The organism is Acinetobacter sp. SK-43 (assembly GCF_015351505.1).
GTDB lineage: Bacteria > Pseudomonadota > Gammaproteobacteria > Pseudomonadales > Moraxellaceae > Acinetobacter > Acinetobacter junii.
Window position 1 is genome coordinate 1 of the sequence record NZ_JADKPY010000035.1, and the last position, 25933, is coordinate 25933.

A 25933-nucleotide genomic window follows, 5' to 3' on the forward strand; every position below is an offset into this window, starting at 1 on the left:
CATCTAACCCGTATTCACCAAAGGCAAATACACTTGGTTTTTTGGCTGCTTGCTGGATACGGATATTTTCATTTGCCAGTTGGGTATCCATCTGTAATTTTTTTACTAAACTTGAGTTTTGATCATAATTGCTAAGAAAAGTTTCTAAATCATTTTTTTGAGTGGTATTTACAAATAATGGCGTGCTTAAGCTAAGACGATCACTGATTTGGAGTAAATTTTTTAAACTAAACAAGCTTGCTTGTAGGTTAGATTGTGCGTTTTGATAAGCCCGATCAGCATTATTTAAGGCAACCTCAAACTGCATACGTTGTCCTTTATTAATAAACCCTTGTTTTTCAAGTTTTAGGGCATTGTTATAATGCTGTTGCATCGCATTAAAATTAAATAGGCTGACATTGGCTAACTGCTGTTGTAGTTGGGCATTAAAATAAGCTTGGATCATTTCAAAACGCTGAGCATCTTGCTGTTGTTTCTCGCTAATTGTTGAGCGTTGAGCCTGCAAAGTCGCTATTTGCTTGGCACTTGAGATTTTCCCCCCTGTATATAATGGCATAACCATAGAAAGTGAAGTTCTTACATCCTGATCTTTGACGGTTACATCAACATTATTGGGTACTTTATTTAGACCATCACTAACAACTTGATCAAAACCTTGGCTTATTTGATCAATGACTTCTGGTGATAATACGTTTTCCCATTGAGAAAGCTTATCATCAAATCCACGTGTAAGTGAGTTTTCCAAACGACGTTTGCCTGACTCTAATGGGACGCTAGTTTCACTATGAAATGAATAGGCAGTTGCATTGAGATCAACACGAGGAAGCCCAAGATTTTTTATGGCATCCATTTCTAGTTGAGCTGATTGTTTTAAGGCTCTTTGTGCTTGTGTGCTATATGCATTCTCAGCGATATATTGCTCAGCTTCACTGTAGCTAATAGTTTGAGCAAATATTGAACTTGTAAAAAAACTACATGTGATTATATGGATACACATGCTTAGTTTTTTTTGAAACCGTTTGACCCTTAAATTTGGTCGATTATTTTGTTTCAACATTTGAGCTTGTCGCAATTTAATAATACTCGCGTTAGTCTAAGTTCTTTTTGTAAAATTAAAATATTATGTTTTTAATTAAATAGTTATACAACCTAAATTGGTGTAGTTAAATTGTAAAAATTAGAGTTTTTAATCTAGTCTAGATTCAATGAAATAATCATATTCACTTGAATAAAACATAATAATGAATCGCTGAAATTGAATGTATTTAAAAAAAGAAATAGTTGAATGAACGAAAAATTTTGCAGATAAAATTAAATATTTAAGCGATAAGCTGCTGCAAGCTTCGCCAATCTATGATTAAATTCCCATCTCAATTTGTTTCACTTTCACAAGGGAAAACTCATGCGTGCTTATAATTTCTGCGCTGGTCCTGCTGCACTACCTACTGCCGTTTTAGAAAAAGCTCAACAGGAAATGTTGGATTGGCAGGGGAAAGGCTTGTCGATCATGGAAATGAGTCATCGTAGTAACGACTATGTTGCTGTTGCAGAAAAGGCAGAAGCTGACTTACGTAAGCTCATGAACATTCCTGAAAATTATAAAGTACTTTTTCTTCAAGGTGGGGCATCCCTTCAATTCTCAGCGATTCCATTAAATTTGTTGGGTAAAAATAATAAAGCTGATTATATCCATACAGGGATTTGGTCTGAAAAAGCGTTGAAAGAAGCAAAACGTTACGGTGACATTAATGTGATCGAAGCGGGTACTTTGATTGATGGTAAGCATGCAATTACAGACCAAGCAACTTGGAACTTATCTGCTGATGCTGCATATGTACATTATGCAGATAATGAAACGATTGGTGGTTTACAGTTTGCAGGTGTTCCAAATGTTGAAAAGCCATTGGTATGTGACTTCTCATCAAGTATTTTGTCTGCTCCGCTAGATGTAAGTAAATTTGGTTTAATTTATGCTGGTGCTCAGAAGAATATTGGTCCTGCAGGATTGACGATTGTCATTATTCGTGATGATTTGTTGGATCAAGTAAAACCTGAAATTCCAAGCATTTTGAAATATAACGATCAAGCTAAAAATGGCTCAATGGTTAACACTCCAGCCACTTATGCTTGGTATTTATCTGGTTTAGTTTTTGAATGGTTACTTGAACAAGGTGGCGTGGATGCGATCTACAAAGTCAACCAAGAGAAAGCAAAACTGCTTTATGGTTATATTGATTCGAGTGATTTCTATAACAACCCGATTGCACTTCCAAATCGTTCAATGATGAATGTTCCATTTACGCTTGCTGATGAAGCTTTGGAAAAGGCATTCTTAAAAGAAGCGGAGCAGCAACATTTGCTTAACCTTGCAGGACATCGTTCAGTAGGCGGTATGCGTGCAAGTATTTACAATGCTGTGCCACTTGAAGGTGTACAGGCATTAGTTAACTTTATGGATAATTTTGCAAAACGCCATGGTTAATCGCTGACAAATAAAAAAAGCCCTCGAAAATGAGGGCTTTTTTACAAGAATGAAATTTTTAGAAAATGCCAATTTGATGAAAAATGAGTGCTGCTAAAAACATACCAAGTAGAAAAAAGCAAAAAGCACCAACATCAAGTTTAAGGCCTTGGTCACTTGAATGAATAAGACTGGTGGTCGTTTGTTCTGGTATAATTTTCATTAGAACGCCTAAAAATTGCTATTTATGTGATTTTATTTCACTTTATAGCAGTTTTAGCATAAATATTCGCCTGAATCCATAGGTTGCCGCGAATATATTGACCAATGTTAAAGTTTTTATACAAATCATTTTTGGTTGCAATGCGGATTAATATTGCAGGTAATGTATCCTCTAAAACTAAAGTGACATCGTAAAGGGTGTATTCGTCTTGCATAAACTGCATTGAAGTTTTACCAACGATATTACCTTGGAACCAAGCCTCATCTTCTTGCCCTAATGTTTCACCAAATAAATAAGCGACCATTTTAGAAAAGTCGACAGTTACAGGTTCTTGATCTTCAGGCGTTTTTGGTTCCCAAGCATTAATCAATTCTTGTAAGTTTTCAGGTGCAATTCCATTATGCTCAGCCAGAATTGCATTTAATGCACGGTGGTGTTTAATTGAAGCAGGGTCATCCACAATGATTTTCTCATCTTCTGACACTACTTCTAATTCATAGGCCCAAGCATTAAATTGGACTTGATAGGTTTCATCTTTATCATATTTACAGCGATTAACACTAAATAAATTATCAAATGCATAAATAGTCGTACTTTTATTTAAATTTAGTCTTAATACCGCTTGGGTTGCAGATTTACAGGTAATAATTCGTTCAATCTGTGCATCGTATTTATACGGGCTTTGGAAACTTGGAAATGCAGTTTTTAAAGCACGTGGTTTTTGATCTTCAACAGCGATAATTTGATTAATTGCAATCGACTGATCACTTGGACCTTGAATCAACCAAAATGATTGATCCATTTCATGTTCTTCTGTACACAATCCCATAGGCATAACAGGAGTATCTAACGCCAGACCTAACCATTTAGGTACGTCAGATGCAGGATTATCTGTTAATAAGTTCCAATGCTCAGCGTGATTACCGAAATTTTCATCTTGAATAGTAATGATTTCTGGACTGTTTTGAATTTTCATAAATCGTAATGCTGGAAAGATTGAACTTATACTATTAAATCGAGGGTAACATCGATTTTTCAAGTCTCGATATGTAAATCTATAAAATTAATTCATTTATGTGAAAAATGGGTTTTAAACTTAGACAGCAAATCAATGAGTCTTAATAATTGCTTTGCTCAATTTCCCTCTACTTTTCTAGCAATCTGCTACACTAGCATTTTATTTATATGAGCTTTCGCTTACGTGCTGCCATTCAAATTATGGGTAGATGCAGATGCTTTGCCTAAGATTTTAAGAGAAGTGATTCTTCGTGCTTCAGATCGTTATCAGTTGGAAGTAACTTTCGTTGCCAATCAAAATGTAGGTATTACACCTTCGGTACGAATCAAATCTATTCAGGTTATGAGTGGGGCAGATCGTGCTGATCAGGAAATTGTGGAACGTATGCAGCCAAATGACATTGTAATCACGCAAGATATTCCTTTGGCTGCACAGGTTATTGAGAAAGGTGGAATTGCAATCCATCCTCGTGGCGAAATCTATACTACTGCAAATGTAAAAGCCCGATTACATCTTCGAGACTTTATGGATACCTTGCGTGGTGCTGGTGTTCAAACAGGAGGACCTCCTCCAATTTCTGAAAGAGATAAGCGTGAGTTTTCGAGTTCTTTAGACCAAACCATTTTAAAGCAAAAACGTAAAACCGCTTCTTGAGTATGATATGCCCTCACGTACAAATCTGATTCTAACTTATGGATTACTCGTTTTTATATGGGCGACGACCCCATTGGCGATTGTTTGGAGTGTATCTGATTTACATCCCATGTGGGCTTTAGTACTGCGTTTCTTTATTGCTTTGCCACTAGCCATCGTCGTCCTGTTGATTTTAAAAGTAAGATTTCCTGTAGATAAAGTTTCAATACTGAGTTACATCGCAGGCTCATTGAGCTTAATCGGATCTCAGATTTTTACGTATGCGGCTACGGCTTACTTGAGTTCAGGTTTAATTGCATTGATGTTTGGGTTAGCACCTATCATGGCTGGTTTGATTGGTCGTTTCGGATTTCAGCAGAAACTAGCATTGTTGCAATGGTTGGGTATGGCTGTTTCAATTATTGGCTTAGGTTTGATTTGTTTGAGTGATAATCAGAACCATGTCCAACCATTGGGTATTGGACTCATGATTGTGAGTGTATTTGCTTATTCTCTCTCGATTTTCTTAGTCAAAAAGATAAATGCGAATATTCAAGCTATGGCACAAGCGACGGGATCAATTTTGGTTTCGACTTTGATTGCGATTCTTGTTGTGCCTTGGATTTGGCAATATGCTCCAACACAGATGCCTTCTGCAAAATCTTTACTGGCTTTATTCTACACGGTGATCATGGCATCACTGATTGCGATGTTTTGCTACTTTAAACTAGTACAAAATCTCAAACCGACCACTTTGTCTTTAACGACTGTGATGACGCCCTTATTAGCAATATTGATCGGTGCCTTTCTGAATGATGAGCAGCTATCAGTACAAGTTTTTGTTGGTGCAAGTATCGTGTTGTTTGGTTTGCTACTCTATTTTATCAAGGATTTGAGAGCTTACCGTCGAATGTAAAGATGAGCTATTAAGGGTTTTCAGACTGTTGAATGGTTTCGGCCAATTTAGCTCTATCTTGAGGATTCAAAGTAATAAAGTATGCACCGATACGGAATTTTCCTTGTTCATCTGGATTGCTATATACAACTTGCGCTGTAGCTGCGATGTGAAAAAAGTTCTCTGGGTGGCTAAGCGTGATGTGAATGTATGTACCTTCGTTAATATCTTGAGCGCTGAAAAAACTGAGTCCATTTTCAGAAAAATTTACTTGTTCTGGTACGGGTAGTAGGGATTGCACGATATTGTCGTAGAAAGATCCTGTAATCAAATTTAGTTTTTGATTAAATAGGGATAAGATACGAGCAATTTGTTGATCTTTTTCATTTAATTGTTCTAATTCGTAGCGAAACGCATGATCAAATTGATCTAATTCTGCAAGTAGTAGAAAATAGCGTGGTAAAACAAAGTGAGAATCATAGGGATCATTCAGTGCAACGTCATCAGGAATGATTTGATAGTTGATTCTCAACACGGCATCAATACGAGACATCACTCGACGTTCAGTGTTGTCGTCAACAAGATGATGTTGTGAATTTTCCATAATAAATCACCTCGGACTAGATGGTATGTTTAAGCCAATCTCGCTGTATATAGGGTTGAGATATACTCGTGCTCGGCGGAGTAATCACTTTATTTCTTTTATTGCCTTGGTTTCCATGATTGGTTTAACGCTTGGTGTCGCAGTGTTGATTACAGTACTTTCTGTAATGAATGGCTTTGACCGTGAGCTTAAAAACCGTGTCCTTGGAATGGTTCCCCAAGCTACTGTTTCTTCTACTCAAATTCTAACAGATTGGCCTGAGCTTGTAAAAAAAGTTGAGGATCATCCGCATGTAACAGGTGTGGCTCCATTTACCCAATTACAGGGGATGTTGACTGCTCAAGGGCAAGTTGCAGGTATTATGGTGACAGGGATTGAACCTGAGTATGAAAAAAAGGTTTCAATCATTCAGAATCATATGGTTGCAGGCAACTTAGGTGCATTAAAAAAGGGTGAGTTTGGTATCGTCCTCGGTAAGGATATGACTGATGCATTAGGTTTAGGCTTAAATGATAGTGTCACTCTCGTTCTCCCAGAAGCAACGCCATCACCAGCAGGTGTAGTACCACGTTTTAAACGTTTTAAAATCGTTGGTATTTTTAGTGTTGGCGCAGAAGTAGACTCAATGGTGGGTTATATCGCCTTGAATGATGCCTCGACATTATTGCGTTTACCTGACGGTGCTCAAGGTGTTCGCTTAAAACTAGATGATATTTTTGCTGCTCCTAAGGTTGCAGATGAAATTGTCAGTCAGTTACCAAGTAATTTCTATGCATCGAATTGGACGTATACGCATGGAAACTTATTTAATGCCATTCAAATGGAAAAAACTTTAGTCGGTTTGCTTCTAGTACTGATTATCGTTGTAGCTGCATTTAATATTGTTTCTTCTTTGGTCATGGTTGTAACGGATAAAAAATCTGATATTGCAATTTTGCGTACATTAGGCGCTTCGCCGTCTATGATCACTAAAATTTTCATGGTGCAGGGGACTGTTATTGGTGTGATTGGTACGATTGCAGGTACGATTCTAGGCGTAACACTTGCACTTACGATCAGTGACATTATTTCATGGTTCAATACGGCACTTGGATTGAACTTATTTGATGCCTATTTCGTACATTACTTACCTTCTTATTTGAGATGGCAAGATGTTGTCGTGATTGTGACTGTATCTTTATTATTAAGTTTCTTGGCAACGATCTATCCTGCATTACGTGCTGCCAAAGTCCAACCTGCTGAGGCATTGCGTTATGAGTAAAATTGTCTTAGAAGCTAAAGATGTTTTTAAACATTTTGATGATGGTAAAACCAAAGTTGAAGTGATTAAGGGCTTGTCATTGCAGGTCAATGCAGGTGAGTTTGTTTCTATTGTTGGTTCAAGTGGTTCAGGTAAAAGTACTTTGTTGCATGTCTTGGGTGGGTTAGATCAACCTACACAAGGGCAAGTTTTTTTACAAGGGAAACGCTTTGACAATTTAGGTGAGGCTGAGCGTGGTTATAAGCGAAATCAGTATCTAGGTTTCGTTTATCAGTTCCATCATCTATTGCCTGAATTTTCTGCTTTAGAAAATGTCGCTATGCCTTTAATGTTGCGTGGTGAAAGCAATTATAAAGATGTGAAAAAACAAGCTGAATATCTTCTTGATCGTGTTGGATTGTCTCACCGAATGGAACATAAACCTGGTGAGTTATCCGGTGGTGAACGCCAACGTGTTGCTTTAGCGAGAGCATTGGTCACTAAGCCTGCGGTAGTTTTAGCCGATGAGCCAACAGGTAATTTGGATCGGAAAACTGCATTGAGTATCTTTGAATTACTGACTGATCTAAAAAAAGAACTCAATATGGCAATGCTTATAGTGACCCATGATGAGCAATTAGCAAAATCAGCAGATTCAATTTTGCATATGCAAGATGGTTTATGGATTGATCAGGCTTAAATATTTTCTATGATCACTTGTTAAAGCCCTGAAAAAGGGCTTTAATTTTGCCCTCAGAAAAATCAAAAACTTAAATTATAAATATATGTTGAAAATTATATTGATTGGCTGGATTGTGGGTACTTCAGCTATGGGGCGTGATTTTGAAATCATTAATTCCACTTGGTGGATTTGGTGCTGTATTGCGACTCTACTATTTATTTTTTATAAAATAAAAAATAAAGGACATTCCCCATTCTACAAGTCACTGTTATTGATCACTGCGATTTGGGCAATGTTTTGCACGGGGTATCACTATGCAGATCAAGCTCTAGAAAAAAGGCTCGAATTACGCGAGTTAAAATCGCAACCATTTGAGGCTGTTGTTTATATTCGAAAAATAAATGAACTCACTGAAGAGGGTGTTAAACAGCAAGCTGTAGTTTTAAATCGACATGATCAAGTAGTGAATTGGTTGATGTACATAAAGGAGAAGGATCATCAGTCAGAAGCTTTTGTATTGGGGAGCTATTATCGAGTTTATGGAACAATCAAACCCGCACACAGTTATGCCGTTCAAGGTGTTTTTGACCAAGAAAAATGGTTCTTACAACAAAATTTAATGTCAGCATTTTTAGTCGAACAAATCGTACCTTTAAGCCAAGATGATGTGTATAGGCTTGGTCATTTGCAATATTTGAAGGAGCAAGACAATTTTTTGGAGAAAATAGGTCTTAAGATTGAAATAATGCGATTTGAATTTAGGCAAATGCTTGCTCATTCAAATTTACAACACAAAGGATTGTTACTTGCGTTGCTTACAGGTGATGAAAGTTTATTAGCTAAAGATTTAAAGAAAAAATTTCAGCAACTTGGGATTTCACATTTATTGGCGATCTCAGGTCCTCATGTGCTGATTTTTGCAATCATGCTGACATGGGGATTGCAAAGAGTTTTACAGCATTATTTTCCAAACTTATATCTATGGCAACCTCGTCAGATTATTTTGGTTTTTCCATTTTTATTTAGTGTCATGGTTTACGTGGCTTCCGTTGGATTTGAAATTCCAGCTTTAAGGACGTTGTTGACGGTCGCCTTGGCAAGTTTTTTCGTTATCACAAGGCAAGCGATTCAGCCTTTTCAGTTACTAATTTATAGCGCGTGTTTATTTCTAATATATGATCCATTTAGTATCTTGTCGGCTGCCTTTTGGCTATCTTACGGTGCATGTTTCATCCTATTGAGAATTTATCAAACGATCAGTACTCTACCAAAAGACGGAATAAAAAATAGAACTGAGGATATAAAGTTTGCAATCAAAATTTTGATCGAATCACAATGGAAAATTTTTATCGCCTTAATGCCCTTAGTTATCATTTTTTTCCAACAAATTGCTTGGATTGCGCCACTTAGTAATCTGATAGCTATTCCGATATTAAGCATGTTGGTTGTACCTTTAGATATTTTTGCTGCATGTATTTGGCTCATTTTTCCTTCATTAGGTCTAGTTTTATTCACCCTCAATAATATGTTGTTGAGCATACTAATCGGATTATTAGATGTTTTGATGTCACTCACACCTGATTTACAAGGTATTAGTTATATCCCATTGTCGTTATTTGCTTTGAGTGTCGGAATTTTTATTTTATTTATGCCGAAAGGAACGATACCAAAATCTTGGGGTTTAGTATGTTTCTTACCTATTTTATTCGGTGTAAAACAGCAAAAGACTATGCTAACCATTTTAGATGTGGGGCAGGGACAATCTGTATTTTTACAACAAGCTCAGCATAACCTAATGATAGATACTGGTGGTTCATATAATGAAGAGAAGTTCAGTTTAGGTGAGCGAGTCATTGTTCCATTTCTTCGACAGCAGGGGATCGAAAAATTAGATCAAATGATTTTATCGCATCTCGATCAAGACCATAGTGGTGCTTTCCCATATATTGAGCAAGTCTTCGAGATCACAAAGGTTTATGCCAATGAAAAAAATGACAAATTGCCATTTAAAGATAATTTTTCTTTTTGTCATCAAGGTCAAAAATGGAATTTAGCTCAAGCTCAGGTTGAGATTCTATCTCCAAAAATAGAGGAGCTGAGTTATGTTCAAAATCAACAGAATGAATATTCATGTGTTGTGTATATTGAGTTTGAACATGCCAAACCGTATCGCAAATTCTTAATTATGGGGGATGCAGGTTGGGAAACAGAATATAAGCTATTACAGCAATATCCAGACTTAGAAGTAGATGTCATTCTTTTGGGGCATCATGGAAGCAAACATAGTTCAGCTTATGATTTTTTAGCAACAATTAAACCTAAATTGGCAATCGCTTCCGCAGGTTTTGAAAATCGTTATGGTCATCCGAGTATTGAATTACAGCAAAGATTGCGAGCATTAAATATTCCATTGTTGACGACCAGCCAAAACGGATCGATCTCCTTTGAAATCAATCATGCAAATACTGTAATTTCCATGTACAGACAACAACGTAAATGGTTAACTCGGTTGCAATAAAAGTGATTTATTTTTGATTTTGCAATCTAACTTCAGCGACCCTAGCTAAGGCCTCTTGCTCATCAATATCATAAATTTTCTTTAAACTTTTGTTGGCACTAAATCGTTTGTAACTCCAATGGTAATGACTTGGATAGCGGCGAATAAGTTGCTCTAAAGCCTGATGAATAATTAGCGTTCCTTGCTCAGCATTGCCTTCATAAATATGTGGATTGATTGGTTCAACAAACATATCAAATCCATCTTGATCATTTCTCATCGTATAGATCAGGAGTGCTTTGGCTTTTGTTTTTTGGATTAATTTTGCGCTTAGACTACTAGATGCTAGTGGAATCCCAAAGTAATCAATCATATCACCACCTTGATCAGGTGTGTGGTCAGGTAAAATAGCTGTTGTTCCGCCTTGTTTTAATGCCTTAAAAATTTGTCGTACACCACTTTCATCTGTTGGTACGAGGTTAGCTTGTTCACGACTTCTGGCATCACGGACAAACTGATCTGCATCTGGGTTTTTAACTGGCTTATACAATATCGTCATTTGAGTATAATGAGATAACCAAGAATTCATCACTTCCCACGTTCCGAAGTGGGGTATGACGAGCACAAGTCCTTTTTTTTCTGCTAAAGCATCGTGAAAATACTGTTCACCAGTGATGCTATGTATACGTTGAATGTTTTTCTGATTACTTGAACCCCAAATACTTAAAAATTCGAAATAAGACGTAAGCTCATTGCGAATTGCTTCTTTAGAGAGTATCTGTAACTCATGATCTCTCAGTTCAGGAAATGCTATTTTTATGTTTAAACGAATAGTTTTGGAAATTTTAGATAATTGAAATCTGTTAAATAACCCAGCCAATATGCGTGCAAAAAACCGTCCTAGTTGGATTGGTTGTTTACTGAATAGTTTGATCAGTTTGTAGTTTGAACTAGTTGCTTGAGGCTGGGTCATTGATTTGTGGTATTTAGAATTACATGAAAAGAGTATAACGCACAAAATAATTATAAGTTAAAACAAGTTATTTAAACAGTTTTCTGTAAATCAGCGTATATAATAAAACCACTTTAAAATCTATTGGATTGGAATCTTATGTCCGATTGGCCACCGAAACCACAAAACGAACCAACACATAGTAATAATGTGACAGGCAAAGAATGGCAAATCTTGGAAAAAGCTGTTTTAGCATCTGTAGAAGAACAGCGCCGTAGTCGTCGTTGGAGTATCTTTTTTAAATGTTTAGGTTTTGCTTATTTGTTGATTGTTTTAATTGCAATGAGTAAAAGCTGCTCTACTACAACTGAAAAAGCAACGACAAGTATCAGTAGTGATCACTTAGCAGTGGTCGATATTATCGGAACGATTGATTCATCAAGCAGTCAATCTGCTGTGAATAGTGAAGATACAAATAAAGCATTAAAGCGTGCATTTGAAGCAAATGGCAGTAAGGCAATTGCTTTGAATATCAACTCTCCTGGTGGTTCACCAGTTCAGTCAGACGAAATTTGGCAAGAAATTCGCTATTTGAAAAAGCAATATCCAGCTAAAAAAGTTTATGCAGTGATTGGAGATATGGGCGCCTCAGGTGCTTATTATATTGCATCTGCAGCTGATGAAATTATTGTTAATCCATCGAGTCTAGTCGGTTCAATTGGTGTAATTATGCCAAATTATGGCTTAAGCGGTTTAACTCAAAAATTAGGTATTGAGGATCGCACGCTTACATCTGGTAATAATAAAGATATTTTGAGCATGACAAAGCCGATCAATCCAACTCAACAAGCACATGTTCAGTCAGTTTTAGATAATGTTCATAGTCACTTTATTAACGCTGTTAAAGAAGGTCGTGGTAAGCGTTTGAAATCTAATGACCCTACGATCTTCTCTGGTTTATTCTGGAGTGGTGAGCAAGCGATTGCCTTAGGTGTGGCGGATCGTAGTGGTAGTTTGACGACTTTGATGAGAGATTTGAAGGTTGAGCAAAAAGTTGATTACACTGTTCAGCATAATCCGCTTGAGTCAATTTTAGGTCGAATGGGTACAAAAATTGGTGAGGGGATTAGCTCATCATTGGCAACTCAATTAGACACACAACAAAACGCAAAACTACAATAATATTATCTGACTTATCACTAAGTTTTCTTTGTCATAAAGGAAACTTAGTGATTCTTGATCTTAATTTTCTCACCATCTTACTTTCTATAAATTACTCTGTAGTTCTCCCTTTTAAATTGTAATGATCTTTGAACGGGAGATAATTGATCAATCGATAAATTTGAAGACGAATCTATGAAACCTTTAATTCATTTCGCTCATGCGAACGGTGTGCCTTCAAAAGTTTACCAAAAGCTGTTTGATGATTTGAAAAGTGATTATGACATTATCTATGTACCTGAAATAGGAACAGACAAACGTTATCCGATTACCCATGGTTGGACATATCTCGTTGATCAAGTTATAGATAGTATTGTTCAGCAATCAAAAGGTCGTAAGGTGATCGGTTTAGGGCACTCTTTAGGTTCTGTATTGACTTTGATGGCTGCGTATCGTCGTCCTGAATTATTTTCCCAAGTGATTATGCTAGACCCACCTTTAATTATAGGTAAAGCATCTTTTGTATTTCATCTTGCAAAGCTTTTTAAACCCAAATTAGTCGACAAAATTACGCCTGCAGGTTTATCAGTACGTCGTAGAGATCACTGGGAATCTCGTGAGCAAGCCGCAGAGCTATTGCGAAATAAAGGATTCTATCAACATTTTGATCCTGATTGTTTTCAGGCATATATTGACTATGCATTAGCAGATGATCCACGAAAAGGTGGGGTAACACTTACGATACCTAAAGATGATGAAGTTGAATTGTTTAGGACAACGCCTTCAATGTGGTGGTTACCTATGCCGAAGCCTAAAGTGCCTGTTCATTTAGTGGTTGGGAGTGACAGTGTGTTTTTAAAAGAGAAGTTTCCTCAGGTTGCAAAGAAGAAATTAGGCATTCCTTTTTCAATCGTAGCGGGTGGGCACATGTTCCCATTGGAACATCCGACAGAAACAGTGATGAAAATTAAAAATCTAATTCGTTAAGACTCTGTAATACGACATAAAAAAACACATCCGAGGATGTGTTTTTTGATTCTAGAATTGCGCGAACTGAATTGGTTGTTCCAAAGGTTTCTGATTGAAAAATGCCTGACCATCTCTCCAAGTCAGTTGACCATTACATAGCCATTCTGCAACTTGAGGATAAATAAAATGCTCAAGTTTGTGCACACGCTGAGCAAGTGTTTCAACCGTGTCGTTAAGATGAACTTCTATCGCAGATTGAGCAATGCTTTGACCTGCATCAAGTTCTGCTGTAACAAAATGAACCGTACAACCATGAAAGCGATCACCTGTATTCAAAACACGTTGGTGTGTATTGACTCCCTTATAGTAAGGAAGAAGGGAGGGGTGAATATTTAACATTTTACCTTGCCATTGGCTGACAAAACTTGGTGTTAAAATTCGCATAAAACCAGCAAGAATAACTAAATCAATTTGCCATGCTAATAGTTGTTGATGCATGGCTTCATCAAAACTTTCTCTATTTGGAAAGTCTTTGTGTGAGACGACAGCAGTAGCAATATTGGCTTGTTTAGCACGTTCCAAAGCATATGCATCAGCTTTATTTGAAAGTACACCAATGATTTGCCCTGAAAGATTTGCATCAATCAGGGCTTGTAAGTTGCTACCATTGCCAGAGACAAGTACCGCAATTCTCATTATGCAAAGATCACGCGAATTTTTTCGTCTGCGCCTTCAACTGATTCAGCATTTTCTTGGATATGACCAATTTTCCATGCTGTTTCACCTTGCGAGTTAAGTATTTCGATTGTTTTATCAGCATCATCTGCATCAACAGCGATGACCATACCAACACCACAGTTGAATGTACGATACATTTCGAAGCGTTCAACATTGCCTTCGCGTTGTAATAGTTGGAAAAGTTCTGGCCAATTCCAGCTTGACTCGTTGATTACTGCTTGAGCACCATTAGGAAGTACGCGAGGTAAGTTACCAGGTAAGCCACCACCCGTAATATGAGCCATTGCATGGACATCAACTTGCTTGCAAAGTTCAAGAACAGGTTTTACATAAATACGAGTTGGTTCCATAGCTACATCTGCAAGTGGACGACCATCAACGATTTGTGTCAAATCAACATTTTTAACATCTAAAATTTTGCGAAGTAATGAATAACCATTTGAGTGAGCACCACTTGATGCAACACCGATCAGTACATCACCAGACTTTACTTTAGTACCGTCAATGATTTTACTTTGCTCAACAACACCTACTGCAAAGCCAGCAAGATCATAATCTTCGCCTTCGTACATACCAGGCATTTCAGCAGTTTCACCACCAACCAATGCACAACCAGCTAATTCACAACCTTTACCAATACCTGTTACTACATTTGCTGCAACATCAACATTTAAGTGACCTGTAGCGTAATAATCTAGGAAGAATAATGGCTCTGCACCACACACGAGTAGATCGTTTACGCACATTGCGACTAGGTCTTGACCAATTGTGTCATGACGATTTAAGTTAAGCGCTAAACGTAATTTAGTGCCTACGCCATCGGTGCCAGACACCAATACAGGTTCTTCATAACCTTTTGGAATTTTACATAACGCACCAAAACCGCCAAGTCCGCCCATAACTTCAGGACGTGTGGTGCGTTTTGCGACTGATTTGATACGATCGACCAGTGCGTCGCCCGCTTCAATGTCGACGCCCGCATCTTTATAGCTTAAACCAGTATTTGAGGTAGAAGTTGAGTTGCTCATAGTGAAGTCTCCGCATTGGCGGCAGATTATAACCTGAATATACGAAACTCTTATGTTATTTATGCTCGAAAATGCTATCTTTATTAAAATTTTTTTCTATTTATAACGATTACACAAAAAAAGGCTGGATTTTATGCAAGATCAGGTATTGCGCCGTATCTTTATCCTCGCTGGACTCGCATTGCTCCTCTGGGTCTTATATCTGTTGAAACCTGTTGTTTTACCTTTTGTAGGTGCATTCTTTATTGCATATTTGTTCAGCCCACTCGTCGATACACTTGTCAAATTTAGATTGCCTCGCTGGTTAGCGATCAGTTTAGTGTTCGTTGGAATTGGTGTTCTGTTAACAGTTGTTTTATGGTTTTTAGCGCCTTTAGTTTGGGAGCAGCTGATTTATGCAAGAGATAGCATACCAGCTGGAATTCATTGGATAAATGCAACATTCTTACCATGGGTATCTCATACATTTAATGTTGTACCTATGGAAATAGATACTGAGCAATTGTCTAAAGCAGTTATGGATTATATCCAGACCAACTATAGTGCAGATAGCATTCAAACTATGGCATTACGCGTAGCGCAGTCAGGTCTTAATTTTATTCAACTCGGTGGTATCGTAATCCTTATTCCAATTATTGCATTTTACTTTTTGCTTGATTGGGAAAGAATGTTAGATAGTTTACGTCGCCTTATTCCAAGACCTTATGAAACTTCTACTTTAACGATTGTTCGTGAATGTCATAGCGTTCTTGGAGCATTTGTTAAAGGGCAATTTCTTGTAATGCTTTTATTAGGCATTGTTTATGCGGTTGGATTGCAACTGATTGGATTAGAAGTTGGTTTGATTATCGGTATGGTCGCCGGTCTTGCAAGTATTATTCCGTATTTAGGCTTCGGTGTTGGAATTATCGCAGCAGTGATTGCAACATTATTCCAGTTTGGTATTGATTGGATGCAACTATTATTAGTTGGTGTTGTCTTTATGATTGGTCAAATGGTAGAGGGCTATATTCTGCAACCTTTCCTGTTAGGGGATAAAATTGGTCTATCGCCTGTTGCAGTTGTTTTTGCTGTCTTAGCGGGAGCTCAATTAGGTGGTTTTCTCGGAATGTTGATTGCATTACCTGTTGCAGCGGTTATTGTCGTTTTACTTAAGCATGCCCGTAATAATTATGAGCGAAGTCGTTTATATGGATTACCTTCAGAATTCGTTCTCGAAGTGAACAATGATCAACCAGTACATTTTGAAACGCAGCAATTAGATATTGATCTTGAGGGAGAAAAAACTCAAGATACAGATACATCTAACAAGACTCACCCTGATTAATCGAGGAACAAATTAACGATATGCGTCAACTACAACTGGATATTGAACCTCAGCTTGATGCCCGAATTAGTGATTTTTCGGGTCCAGGATGGGGGCCTATCGTTGATGCAATTAGACAATTACATACAGGGTTGGTCAATAGATTTTATGTTTATGGTGGTGCAGGGACAGGTAAAAGCCATCTCTTATCTGCGATATGTGATTCCTATCTTGAACTAAATCGTCCAGCCATTAAAGTATCGTTATTAGAGCTATTAGATGCACCTATTGAAGCGATCACGTCATTAGAGTTTTATGATTTAGTAGCTTTAGATGATGTTGATGCGATTTGTGGAGTTCCGCATTGGCAAAAAGCAGTCTTTCATTTGATGAATAACCATGAAGGTCAGTTAGTTTTTTCATCACGAGTTGCACCAATCGAATTAAAATTAGAATTACCAGACCTACAATCCCGATTAACTCAAGCTGTCAGTGTTAAAGCCCCTAATGGCAGCTCTTTTATCGATAGACAAGCCTTATTGCAATCTGTGATGAATCGACGAGGGATTCATTTTGACCAGCAGATCGTAGATTATTTACTGAATAATGGACCTCATCAGGCCTCAGTGTTATTACAAACATTGGCTCAACTTGAAAAAATGCTGAAAGGTGAAAAAACCAAGCTTTCGAATACAACACTCAAGCAAATTTACGCACTCATTGATGAATATCGCCAATAGCATAAAATTTCTTGAGTAATTTTGAGAGCTATGACAAAGTACGCACAAAGGAATGTGGTTGCAAATTGTCATTTGCAATACGAAGAAAAATGAAAAATAGAAGGAGAACGGTATGTTCAAACGGACGCTTGCCTGTGCTTTATTTGCAATTACTGGGCATGTATATGCAGCAGAAATTCAGGTCACTACACTAGTTGATGAAGATAAGGATGATACCGTTTGTTCATTACGTGAAGCAGTTTTTTTCCTAAATAATCGCGCCAAAAAAGAATATGAAAATGGTTACCATGGTTGTGGTAATAAAGATGCAAGTTCTATTATTGTATTACAGCGTGATAAAGAATATTCATTAAATAAGTCGCTTGAGCTGAAGGTAGGAATGACGATTACTACAGCAATTAGTGGGGATTTTAATGATAATAAAAAAGGTGTGAATAACGCGACACTAAAAATGGTGGGAAGCGATCGAATCTTCTTTATTAATGATGGAAGTGTAGAAAAAGAATTAATTTTAGTTAATTTAAATGAATTAAATTTAAAAGGATCAGCGACTAAGTTAAATGATGGTGGTCTGATCTATAATCGAGAAGCATTAAATATTCAGTACTCTCGCTTAACTTCTGGTAACGCAACACGGGGTGGCGGGATATATAATGCTGGTATTTTATCTGATACTGAAAAAACGGCAGGTATCGTACGAATTGGTAACAGTATTTTAGAAGGCAATAAAGCGGATAAAGGGGCTGTTATTTACAGTGAAATGCCTCGATATTTAATCTCACAATCGGTCATTCGTGACAATATAGGTACCTCTGCCATAGATGGAGCTATATTATTCGTTCAAACTGGTTTTAGAGATGAGACTACAGGTGCAGCACTACAAAGTCGATTTGCTGGCATAAATAACACGACAATATTCCAGAATAAAGGTGGGTATGTTGCAAATATCCGTGAAGGAATGATTGTTAATAATATAACAATGATTAAAAACGCTGCTGGATTATATTTACAAGCCCCCAAATGGAACTCCAAGACAACAACTGGGGAGACAACTACAGAAGAAAAATTTCCAAGTGCATTTGTATCAAATAGTATAATTGTTGATAACGGTACTACAAATTGTGTTACATCATCTGATGATGAGTCAGTCGTTCAAAGTACGCTGACAACATCAGACTGTAATTTACAAGCACCTGCTGAACGACCAAATTTTATGTGGGATAAAAATAATCTAAAGCATAAATTAATTGCGGGTGACAGTGTTGAAAAAGATATATGTGATGCACCTCCTGCAGATGGTCTGCTATGTCCATTTACTACACCAAAAGATCAATTGGTTGGTTTCTTTAAACCAAGGTTATTGTCATCATATTCAACTCTATCTGATTCATTAATTGTGAATAAGGGGCGGATTTACAGTGATGGTAGTTCTATTGGTTTGGCAAGTTGTGAGTTAATCGATCAGCGCGGTAAAAATAGAAGCGGATATGACGAGCTTTGTGATCTAGGTGCAATAGAGCTTGTAATTAACAGATCAGAAGTTCCAATTACTGGTCAAGACATTCTTTATGGTCAGATTGCTAAATTTAATATAAGTGAAAGCCTATTAGATGGAGAACTATTAGATTCTGCATCTTGTGAGCGTATATTAGGAAAACGTTCTGATGGTCAAACTTGGCAGCCAGGATGCCTTGAAGTGCAACAGACATTAACACCATCCAAAGGTAAACTTACAATTGATCAATTTGGTAATGTTGTTTATACACCAAATAGCAATTGGCATGGTGCTGACAAATTTAATTTACGTATTATTACAACAACAACACGTTTTAACGATGTATCAAATTATTACATCACCATTCCTACAACGATCGTTCAAGATCCACCAAATAATTTTGAAAGTAAAACAGTAAATGTTTCAGGTGGTAGTTTGGGATTAACATCAATTTTAATGTTATTAGGATTAATTGGTTTCCGAAGATTTAAAGCTTGATAAAGGGATTTGATTGAGATGAAAAATTATAAAAAAGGAATTTTAGCAACCATGATCGTTGCAACGATGCCATTATTCGCTGCGACAAGCAATGATGTTATTAAAGTTAATACGTTCGTTGACGAAGATGGTGAGAACAATAACGCATGTTCATTGCGTGAAGCTCTAAAAGCTGCTGAGATTAGGAGAAACTATGGTGGCTGTACAGTATCTGATATTTCATCTGCTACTAGAAAACAAATTCAGTTAGAAGCTGGTACTTATGTATTGAAGAAAGAACTGGCACCGAATGTTAATGTTGTGATTTATGGTGCATTACCTGTTGATTGGGAGAAGAGAAGTCTAATTACTAATCAGTATCCTGCGCAGACTGAGAATAAGACCATTATTGATGGGAATAATTCTTCGCGTATTTTTAATACAACAATTGGTTCAAAAGCCCTTACTCTGAACAATATAACTCTTAAAAATGCACGAACAAATGATCGTGGTGGTGCGATTTATGCTGGTGCTGATATTGCTTTGCAAAATGTTCGCATTTTAGCGTCACAAGCGGGTATTTCAGGTGGTGCAATTTTCCTTGCTGGGCCTACTACAGGTTTATCTATATCAAACGCAGTAATTCGGAATAATCAATCCCCAGTTGGTAGTGTATTGGGAATGAGTTGTTTTAATGATAACGTCTACTCGCAACGAAAAATTGATATATCGTCAAGCAGTATAATTCAAAATGGATCAACAAGTTCTGTAAGTATATTTGATTTCTGTGGCGAACCTACTGTCAATTTAAGCACAAATACAATTGCACAAAATATTAGTAATTCTACAAATGGTACTGTGCTGAAGTTTACAGGAGACACAAAAGCAGGCAATACCACTAATAACACATCTAGTATTTTAAGTAATGCTAGTAGCCTTGAATTAACTAGTAACACAATTGTTGAAAACCAAGCCAATACTATTTTTTTATACGATAAACTCGGTCTGAAATTATTGAGTTTTAATGTTCTATCTCATAATATCAGTAGTTATGCCTGCCGCTATCTTCTTGGACCAGCATCGGAAGAAAAATTAACGCAGTTATTGTTAGGTTATAATGCCCTTACTTTAACGGGGTCTAATAAATGTGATTTGCCTAAAGAGGTGATACCAGATGGGAAACATACAAATTTAAATATAAGTAATATTACTAATTTGCGAACATTATTAAGTAGTTTGCAACCTGCATCTGAAAGTACGGCATTTATGCCACTTTATTATCCAAATAATAATAAAACGACAACAGATCTAGTGGATGTGAGTGCAGCTGAAAGTGATAACTGTGGACCTAAAGATCAAAGAGGAATCGCACGTATTGTTGATGGTACTTTGTTCTATGATCCTAATGCTCGCAATAGTTGTGATATTGGTTCTGTTGAATTAATGAAATTAACGGCTGGTGATTTAGAGGATTTATCGAATACCTCTATCAAACAAATAATTGATGGTTACAAGGCGCAAATTGAGAGATATGAATTTCTAATCAAAAATCCAGATGATCCTCTATTGCTTACTTCTGATAAGTATAATTTAGAAAAATTTAAAAAATTAGATGAAAATCTAAATAAAAATTTACATTATCGGGCAATTTATATCGATTTAAGTCGATATCAACTACCAATACCTCAAGAGATTGTGCTGAGTGATGGTAGTCACAGAATACAATTTTTTAATAACGAGAATTATATTGTCACAACAGAAGTTTTGGGAACGGGCCAGATTAATGACTCGATTACGAATATCGATGAGGGTGATAAACCAAACATAGTCTGTGAGTGGAATAGTAATCTTGAGCAAATTATTCTTTATAGAAAAGATGATAGCATCACTCAAGCTGGTGATAAGATTTTCTGTAAATATACGATTCAATCGAGAACTGATTCTAGTATTAAATCCTCAGGTTTGATCAAAGCGGCATTCGTCAATGTGGCTCCTGAGGCTAAAAATACATCTGTGACACTAAAATATCAGCAGAATCAAACTGTTTCATTAGATTTATTAAAATTATCTAATGATTTTGGTGATACTGGTGAGGGTGGTAAAGGTCCTGATAATGAACCGAATAAACCTCAATTCTGGAGAAATGCTGATGGGATTGAATTACCAATACGATTGTCTAATGTTCCAACTAAAAATTTAGTTGTGACTGCTGATCGCCAAGGTGCATGCCCAGAACCTGATCAAAAAGAAACATGTTACGGTGGCAATATTTATATTAAGGAATCTAATACATTCAACCCATTTAACTATTCATTCAATTATCAGGTATATGATGCTGATGGTGCTATTTCTAATACTGCTACAGTAAGTGTTATTAGTACAGCAACGACTACTGATGATACGCGTAATGCAAGTAACAATGGTGGCGGGAGTATTGGAGTGTTTTCAATATTTGGTTTAATGGGTTTATTAGCTTACCGTCGTTTTAGAAAATAGAAGATAAAAAATAGCGCCTTAGGGCGCTATTTTTAATTTATTAAAATAATTTTTAATGTTCTGCATATTTGCTTAGATATTCTTCTCTGATAGATACGCGCTCTTCAATACTGGCATTCTGCATTCTTTTACGCAGAGTATTGCGTTCTTGAGTATTCATTTTTTGCCATACATCACGCATTTTTTGCTTTTCTTCTTCAGGTAGCTGCGTAAACCATTCCATACGCTGTTGTAGTTGCGTGCTTTGGTTGGTTGGTATTTCTTTTAATGTTTGATAGCGTTTAATTAAGAGTTGCTGCTCTTCAGGTGATAGATCTTCCCACGTTTCTTCTGTTGTCGGTTTATTTGGTTTTGAAAAAACCCAAAAACGTTCTGAACTTGCAAAACTTGTTTGCAATAAGCCTAACGTACACACAACAAGTGCTAACTTTTTAGCTGCCATGTGGAATTCGATCCTCGCCAAACGCCATTAACATTTCCATATCTTCGACCATTTGTGGTGAAAGTTTTGGATTTACGATTACTTGATTTTGTGGTTTATCTGCTAAATCTATTGAGTTTGGTAAAACTACAATACCTGTAATTGCAGCGGCCAAAGCAAAACCAGTCATTTTCCAAATACTGTAATAAGATGTCGGTTTCTTTTGGACCGTATCTAAAACATGATTCATGACCAGCATTTTATTATGATGCTGTTCTTTTGCTAGTTGGTCTAGTTTGGAAGTCACTTGTTTGGTGAACTCATCTTTATTCATCTGATGAACCTCCCGAATGTGGATTTAAATGCTCTAAAGCGATTCTGAGTCCTTGTATTGCACGGTGATAGTGGGTTTTTACACTACCTTCGCTACAATCCATGATTTGAGCTGTAGTGATCGTGTCAAATCCTTCCCATGCTCTTAACATGAATGCTTGTTGTTGACGAACAGGTAATTTATGAATTGCAGCCTGAATTTCTTCCATTGTTACTTCTTGATTTAGAAATTCGAATGGATTGGGTGTTGACTCATCAACTACATCAATTAGTTCTTCGTCATCATCTATACTAATTTTTTTAAACAAAGAGAAAGGGCTTGCTCTGCGTGCTTCTTTCCGTCTCCAGTCTTGTAATTTATTGTTTAGAATAGTGTAAAACAGGGGATACCATTCATCCACTGTTTTGTCTGAATATGATTTGTGCAATGAGATAAATGCTTCTTGCACTAAATCCATAGCAATGCCTTGTTGACCTTGTGTTGCACTTTCCATCATTACAAGCGCACGACCTGTAACGTCTTGCATAAAAAAGCGAAGACGTTGTTCAACGGTACCTGTATGTGTACCGCTATCGGTTTGAGCCTGTTTAGGTGCTAAATCCATAGAGATGGAAAATCCTGTCATGGATACCCACCATTATTATCAATTCATTATCTATATAACGTTGAAAATGGTGAATGCGTTGACAACTTAAGCAATTATTTTAGCAGTGTAATTGATTTTTTCCGCAAATAAAGCGCATTTAAAGTAAATTAACGTTTTATTGACGTTGGCGGACCATTTCAAAAAAACAGATTGATCCAGCAATGGCGACATTTAGAGACTCTTGACCACCAGGTTGTGGGATGGTGATAGCTTCTGCATGCTCAAGTGCATAATCAGATACACCTTGACCTTCATTTCCTAAGATCCAGACACAGGCTTGAGTTAAATCTTTTGAATAAAGGCTTGTTGATCGGTGTGAGCTGGTTACAAAAACAGGGATTTCAAATTTTGGAAGAATGTCGGTTAACTGAAAATTTTCAAAACAGTTAACACTAAAATGAGCGCCCATACCTGCACGCAACACACGTGGAGACCAAAGAGATGCTGAACCTTGGGTGCAAATGATTTGTTTTATATTCGCCGCGGCTGCTGAACGAAGTAATGTCCCGACATTTCCAGGATCTTGAACATTTTCTAAGATTAAAGTATCAGCTTTGAAATCGATGGTTTGCGAGGTTTTTGGAAGATCAACAATCGCTAAGCAAGGTAGGGTAGTCCCTAAAGTACTCAAATCTTTGTAAAGTACTTCACTTATGATAAAAATATGACCTTGATGTATTTCAATAATTTCTTGCAGCTCAGGATGATCCAAAGCTTGCTCAGTTGTAAATAAAGAAAAGATTTTTCTTTGTTGTTGTAACCAAGATAAACAGAGATGTGTACCTTCTAGAACAGTTTGTTGATGCTTTTTTCGAGCACTATTTAACTCGATTAAACCACGCAAATGTTTGATTTTTGCATTGTCTTTTGATTCTAGAAAGATAACAGCCATAAATAAATTGTCCAAAAGAGCATCATAAGTCTATGATGCTCTGAGTTTTAAGAGAGATTAATGATAGCTAGTTACAAGTTCAACTTCATTTTTCGAACCAATGATAACAGGTACACGTTGATGTAACTCAGTTGGTTGAATATCCATGATGCGAACACGACCTGTCGTTGAAGCTCCGCCTGCTTGTTCAATTAACATGCTCATAGGATTCGCTTCATACATTAAACGTAAACGACCTGCTTTTTTAGGATCTTTTAAATCGTAAGGATATAAGAAGATACCACCGCGACATAAAATGCGATGAATATCCCCAACCATACATGCAACCCAACGCATGTTAAAATCTTTTTCTCGTACAGATGTTTTTCCAGCTAAAAGTTCATCAATATAACGTTTTACAGGATTTTCCCAATGACGTTGATTTGATGCATTAATTGCAAACTCTTGAGTGTCTGAAGAAACCTGTACGTTCTCTGTCGTTAATAAATATGTTTGTGTATTTGGATCTAAAGTAAAGAATACAACACCAGCACCAACTGTTAATGCCAACATGGTTGATGGTCCGTAAAGTACATAGCCTGCAGCGACTTGTTCTGTACCTGCTTGCATAAAGTCAGCAGATTGAGTTACCGTATTTTTTGCAGGTAAAATCGAGAAAATTGTACCCACACACATATTGATATCAATATTGCTTGAACCATCTAAAGGATCAAAAAGTACGAGATATTTACCGTTTTCTTGTGCTGGCGTGAAATCATCTAATTCTTCAGAAGCCAAGCCACCGACTTGTGGGTGTGACTTCAAAGCATCGATTAAATAATCATTTGAAATCACATCTAATTTCTTTTGTGTTTCACCCTGCACATTTTCATTTTCAGCACTACCTAATATTCCTGCTAGAGCGCCTTTTTGAAGTGCTTGATCAATTGTCTTACAAGTGTTTGCAATCGTTTCGATGACTTGTGCCAACTCAGGTGTCAAATTCCCATGTTGTTGTTCTAAGTATTGGGATAAGGTCTGGTTTGACATATTAAATAGCTCCAATTTAGCCGAGTCAAAAGTTGATAAAAATATTTTCGCTATTCTAGATGAGAACGTCCCAAAATAAAAATTATCTTACTTTATTTATGTTGTTTTTATGATTACAAGAATCAGATTACATGCTATGTTGATTGCATACTAAACAGGAGGTTTGGAGAACAACGATGACAACCAAAAATTTTGATGCAACTCCCACGCCAAGCGAACCGATTAGTTTAGAACAAATTTCTAAAGAAAATGTCAAAGATGCTTGGAAAGAGTACGAAGCAAAACCTGAGTATAAAGAGTTTAATAAACATGATTTGATTGAGTCGATGCAATCAGATCATGATAATCAGCAGACTTCGCGAAATGATTAAGAAATAAAAAAGCTCACTGTTAGTGAGCTTTTTTATTTGTAAGTTTATTTCAATAATGGTGGGACAGCTTCGTAGTTAATTTCAACGCGACGATTTTCTTTCCAAGCCGCTTCATCATGTCCAGTATTGACTGGTGCCTCTTTACCATAGCTTACAGCTTCTAGTTGCTGTGGATTCACACCATTGGTAATCAAGAAACTCTCAACTGCTTTTGCACGACGTTCACCTAAAGCCATGTTGTACTCACGAGTACCTCGTTCATCAGTATGGCCTGTAAGTGCAACTTTAGAGTTTGCATTTGCAACTAGAAACTGTGCATGAGCTTGAAGTGTTTGATAGTCTTCATTTGATAGGTCACTGCTGTCATAGTCGAAGTGAACAACACGTTTAGCCAAGAATGCTTTATTTGCCGCAGTAACACCTTTAGAAGATGCACCTGCAAGATTTTGTGCATTTAATGCGGCATCTTCACTCAATCCTGTTGTATTTACTGTTGTGGAACCATTTGGTGTATTTCCTGTGGTAATTTCAGCAGCAGGTTTTCGGCTTGCACATCCAGTAAATACAAGTGTTGCCGCGATTAAAGGAAGTGTAAGATATTTAATATTCATGAAGTTCTCCAATT

Annotated in this window: 26 protein-coding genes; 13 read left to right on the plus strand and 13 right to left on the minus strand. The window is 36.9% G+C overall.

Annotated elements, in window-relative coordinates:
* The coding region (locus tag IRT38_RS08180; protein ID WP_194597418.1) for a TolC family protein at nucleotides 1–1057 on the minus strand (1057 nt) is incomplete at its 3' end.
* A 345-nt stretch (nucleotides 1058–1402) separates the two neighbouring features.
* Here IRT38_RS08180 and serC point away from each other — a divergent pair.
* Complete coding sequence (gene serC / locus IRT38_RS08185; protein WP_194597419.1) at nucleotides 1403–2482, plus strand: 3-phosphoserine/phosphohydroxythreonine transaminase; 1080 nt, start codon at nucleotides 1403–1405, stop codon at nucleotides 2480–2482.
* A 58-nt stretch (nucleotides 2483–2540) separates the two neighbouring features.
* On the opposite strand, the gene IRT38_RS08190 is transcribed toward serC, so the two are convergent.
* On the minus strand, nucleotides 2541–2684 hold the full coding sequence (locus IRT38_RS08190; protein ID WP_004913649.1) for a hypothetical protein: 144 nt from the start codon (nucleotides 2682–2684) through the stop codon (nucleotides 2541–2543).
* A 37-nt stretch (nucleotides 2685–2721) separates the two neighbouring features.
* The gene (locus IRT38_RS08195; protein WP_087540480.1) at nucleotides 2722–3660 is read right to left on the minus strand and encodes a hypothetical protein; all 939 of its coding nucleotides are present in this window, start codon (nucleotides 3658–3660) and stop codon (nucleotides 2722–2724) included.
* A gap of 225 nt (nucleotides 3661–3885) precedes the next feature.
* Between IRT38_RS08195 and IRT38_RS08200 the strand changes: the two genes are divergently transcribed.
* Nucleotides 3886–4356: a YaiI/YqxD family protein gene (locus tag IRT38_RS08200; RefSeq protein WP_004913645.1), complete on the plus strand. Its 471-nt coding sequence runs from the start codon at nucleotides 3886–3888 to the stop codon at nucleotides 4354–4356.
* A 7-nt stretch (nucleotides 4357–4363) separates the two neighbouring features.
* Nucleotides 4364–5251 carry a DMT family transporter gene (locus IRT38_RS08205; protein WP_194597420.1) on the plus strand — a complete coding sequence of 296 codons (888 nt, stop codon included), beginning with the start codon at nucleotides 4364–4366 and terminating at the stop codon, nucleotides 5249–5251.
* Between the two features lie 10 nt (nucleotides 5252–5261).
* On the opposite strand, the gene IRT38_RS08210 is transcribed toward IRT38_RS08205, so the two are convergent.
* Nucleotides 5262–5834 carry a PilZ domain-containing protein gene (locus IRT38_RS08210; protein ID WP_004913640.1) on the minus strand — a complete coding sequence of 191 codons (573 nt, stop codon included), beginning with the start codon at nucleotides 5832–5834 and terminating at the stop codon, nucleotides 5262–5264.
* A gap of 25 nt (nucleotides 5835–5859) precedes the next feature.
* Here IRT38_RS08210 and IRT38_RS08215 point away from each other — a divergent pair, with 25 nt between their 5' ends.
* The 3 genes from IRT38_RS08215 (at nucleotide 5860) to IRT38_RS08225 (ending at nucleotide 10274) form a co-directional block, all read left to right on the plus strand.
* The gene (locus tag IRT38_RS08215; protein WP_004959849.1) at nucleotides 5860–7095 is read left to right on the plus strand and encodes a lipoprotein-releasing ABC transporter permease subunit; all 1236 of its coding nucleotides are present in this window, start codon (nucleotides 5860–5862) and stop codon (nucleotides 7093–7095) included.
* A complete protein-coding gene (gene lolD, locus IRT38_RS08220) occupies nucleotides 7088–7774 on the plus strand; it encodes a lipoprotein-releasing ABC transporter ATP-binding protein LolD (protein ID WP_039047276.1) in 687 nt (228 codons plus the stop codon). Before IRT38_RS08215 ends, lolD begins: the two co-directional genes overlap by 8 nt.
* A gap of 85 nt (nucleotides 7775–7859) precedes the next feature.
* Nucleotides 7860–10274: a DNA internalization-related competence protein ComEC/Rec2 gene (locus tag IRT38_RS08225; protein WP_194597421.1), complete on the plus strand. Its 2415-nt coding sequence runs from the start codon at nucleotides 7860–7862 to the stop codon at nucleotides 10272–10274.
* Between the two features lie 7 nt (nucleotides 10275–10281).
* On the opposite strand, the gene IRT38_RS08230 is transcribed toward IRT38_RS08225, so the two are convergent.
* Nucleotides 10282–11226 (minus strand): lysophospholipid acyltransferase family protein, encoded by a 945-nt coding sequence (locus IRT38_RS08230; RefSeq protein WP_194597422.1) that lies wholly within the window; start codon nucleotides 11224–11226, stop codon nucleotides 10282–10284.
* Between the two features lie 138 nt (nucleotides 11227–11364).
* Between IRT38_RS08230 and sppA the strand changes: the two genes are divergently transcribed.
* Together sppA and IRT38_RS08240 are read left to right on the plus strand one after the other, a co-directional pair.
* A complete protein-coding gene (gene sppA, locus IRT38_RS08235; protein ID WP_194597423.1) occupies nucleotides 11365–12387 on the plus strand; it encodes a signal peptide peptidase SppA in 1023 nt (340 codons plus the stop codon).
* 174 nt (nucleotides 12388–12561) lie between these two features.
* Nucleotides 12562–13353 carry an alpha/beta fold hydrolase gene (locus IRT38_RS08240; protein WP_004913622.1) on the plus strand — a complete coding sequence of 264 codons (792 nt, stop codon included), beginning with the start codon at nucleotides 12562–12564 and terminating at the stop codon, nucleotides 13351–13353.
* Between the two features lie 51 nt (nucleotides 13354–13404).
* Here IRT38_RS08240 and purN read toward each other — a convergent pair whose 3' ends face one another.
* Complete coding sequence (purN, locus tag IRT38_RS08245; RefSeq protein WP_171057540.1) at nucleotides 13405–14034, minus strand: phosphoribosylglycinamide formyltransferase; 630 nt, start codon at nucleotides 14032–14034, stop codon at nucleotides 13405–13407.
* A complete protein-coding gene (purM, locus tag IRT38_RS08250) occupies nucleotides 14031–15101 on the minus strand; it encodes a phosphoribosylformylglycinamidine cyclo-ligase (RefSeq protein ID WP_194597424.1) in 1071 nt (356 codons plus the stop codon). The genes purN and purM overlap by 4 nt, the downstream gene beginning before the upstream one ends.
* 133 nt (nucleotides 15102–15234) lie before the next feature.
* Here purM and cxpE point away from each other — a divergent pair, with 133 nt between their 5' ends.
* The 4 genes from cxpE (at nucleotide 15235) to IRT38_RS08270 (ending at nucleotide 21615) form a co-directional block, all read left to right on the plus strand.
* Entirely contained in the window at nucleotides 15235–16428 is a 1194-nt protein-coding gene (cxpE, locus tag IRT38_RS08255) for a chloramphenicol efflux transporter CxpE (protein ID WP_194597425.1), read from the plus strand.
* Between the two features lie 20 nt (nucleotides 16429–16448).
* A complete protein-coding gene (locus IRT38_RS08260; protein WP_194597426.1) occupies nucleotides 16449–17147 on the plus strand; it encodes a DnaA ATPase domain-containing protein in 699 nt (232 codons plus the stop codon).
* A 112-nt stretch (nucleotides 17148–17259) separates the two neighbouring features.
* Entirely contained in the window at nucleotides 17260–19140 is a 1881-nt protein-coding gene (rbtA, locus tag IRT38_RS08265; RefSeq protein ID WP_194597427.1) for a rhombotarget A, read from the plus strand.
* A gap of 18 nt (nucleotides 19141–19158) precedes the next feature.
* Nucleotides 19159–21615, plus strand: coding sequence for a CSLREA domain-containing protein (locus IRT38_RS08270; RefSeq protein WP_194597428.1), 2457 nt, complete (start codon nucleotides 19159–19161; stop codon nucleotides 21613–21615).
* A 52-nt stretch (nucleotides 21616–21667) separates the two neighbouring features.
* Here the strand turns inward: IRT38_RS08270 and IRT38_RS08275 are convergent, their stop codons facing one another.
* The 5 genes from IRT38_RS08275 to IRT38_RS08295 form a co-directional block, all read right to left on the minus strand.
* The gene (locus IRT38_RS08275) at nucleotides 21668–22057 is read right to left on the minus strand and encodes a DUF3106 domain-containing protein (RefSeq protein ID WP_004959826.1); all 390 of its coding nucleotides are present in this window, start codon (nucleotides 22055–22057) and stop codon (nucleotides 21668–21670) included.
* A complete protein-coding gene (locus IRT38_RS08280) occupies nucleotides 22047–22370 on the minus strand; it encodes a hypothetical protein (protein WP_004959825.1) in 324 nt (107 codons plus the stop codon). The genes IRT38_RS08275 and IRT38_RS08280 overlap by 11 nt, the downstream gene beginning before the upstream one ends.
* Nucleotides 22363–22974 (minus strand): RNA polymerase sigma factor, encoded by a 612-nt coding sequence (locus tag IRT38_RS08285; protein ID WP_004952970.1) that lies wholly within the window; start codon nucleotides 22972–22974, stop codon nucleotides 22363–22365. The genes IRT38_RS08280 and IRT38_RS08285 overlap by 8 nt, the downstream gene beginning before the upstream one ends.
* Nucleotides 22975–23131: 157 nt before the next feature.
* On the minus strand, nucleotides 23132–23908 hold the full coding sequence (locus tag IRT38_RS08290) for a TrmH family RNA methyltransferase (protein ID WP_194597429.1): 777 nt from the start codon (nucleotides 23906–23908) through the stop codon (nucleotides 23132–23134).
* 57 nt (nucleotides 23909–23965) lie between these two features.
* Nucleotides 23966–24937 carry a class 1 fructose-bisphosphatase gene (locus tag IRT38_RS08295; protein WP_005403007.1) on the minus strand — a complete coding sequence of 324 codons (972 nt, stop codon included), beginning with the start codon at nucleotides 24935–24937 and terminating at the stop codon, nucleotides 23966–23968.
* A 176-nt stretch (nucleotides 24938–25113) separates the two neighbouring features.
* On the opposite strand from IRT38_RS08295, the gene IRT38_RS08300 reads away from it, so the two are divergent.
* A complete protein-coding gene (locus IRT38_RS08300) occupies nucleotides 25114–25308 on the plus strand; it encodes an NF038105 family protein (protein WP_004913584.1) in 195 nt (64 codons plus the stop codon).
* Between the two features lie 44 nt (nucleotides 25309–25352).
* On the opposite strand, the gene pal is transcribed toward IRT38_RS08300, so the two are convergent.
* Entirely contained in the window at nucleotides 25353–25919 is a 567-nt protein-coding gene (gene pal / locus IRT38_RS08305) for a peptidoglycan-associated lipoprotein Pal (RefSeq protein WP_004952979.1), read from the minus strand.
* Nucleotides 25920–25933: the final 14 nt, after the last annotated feature.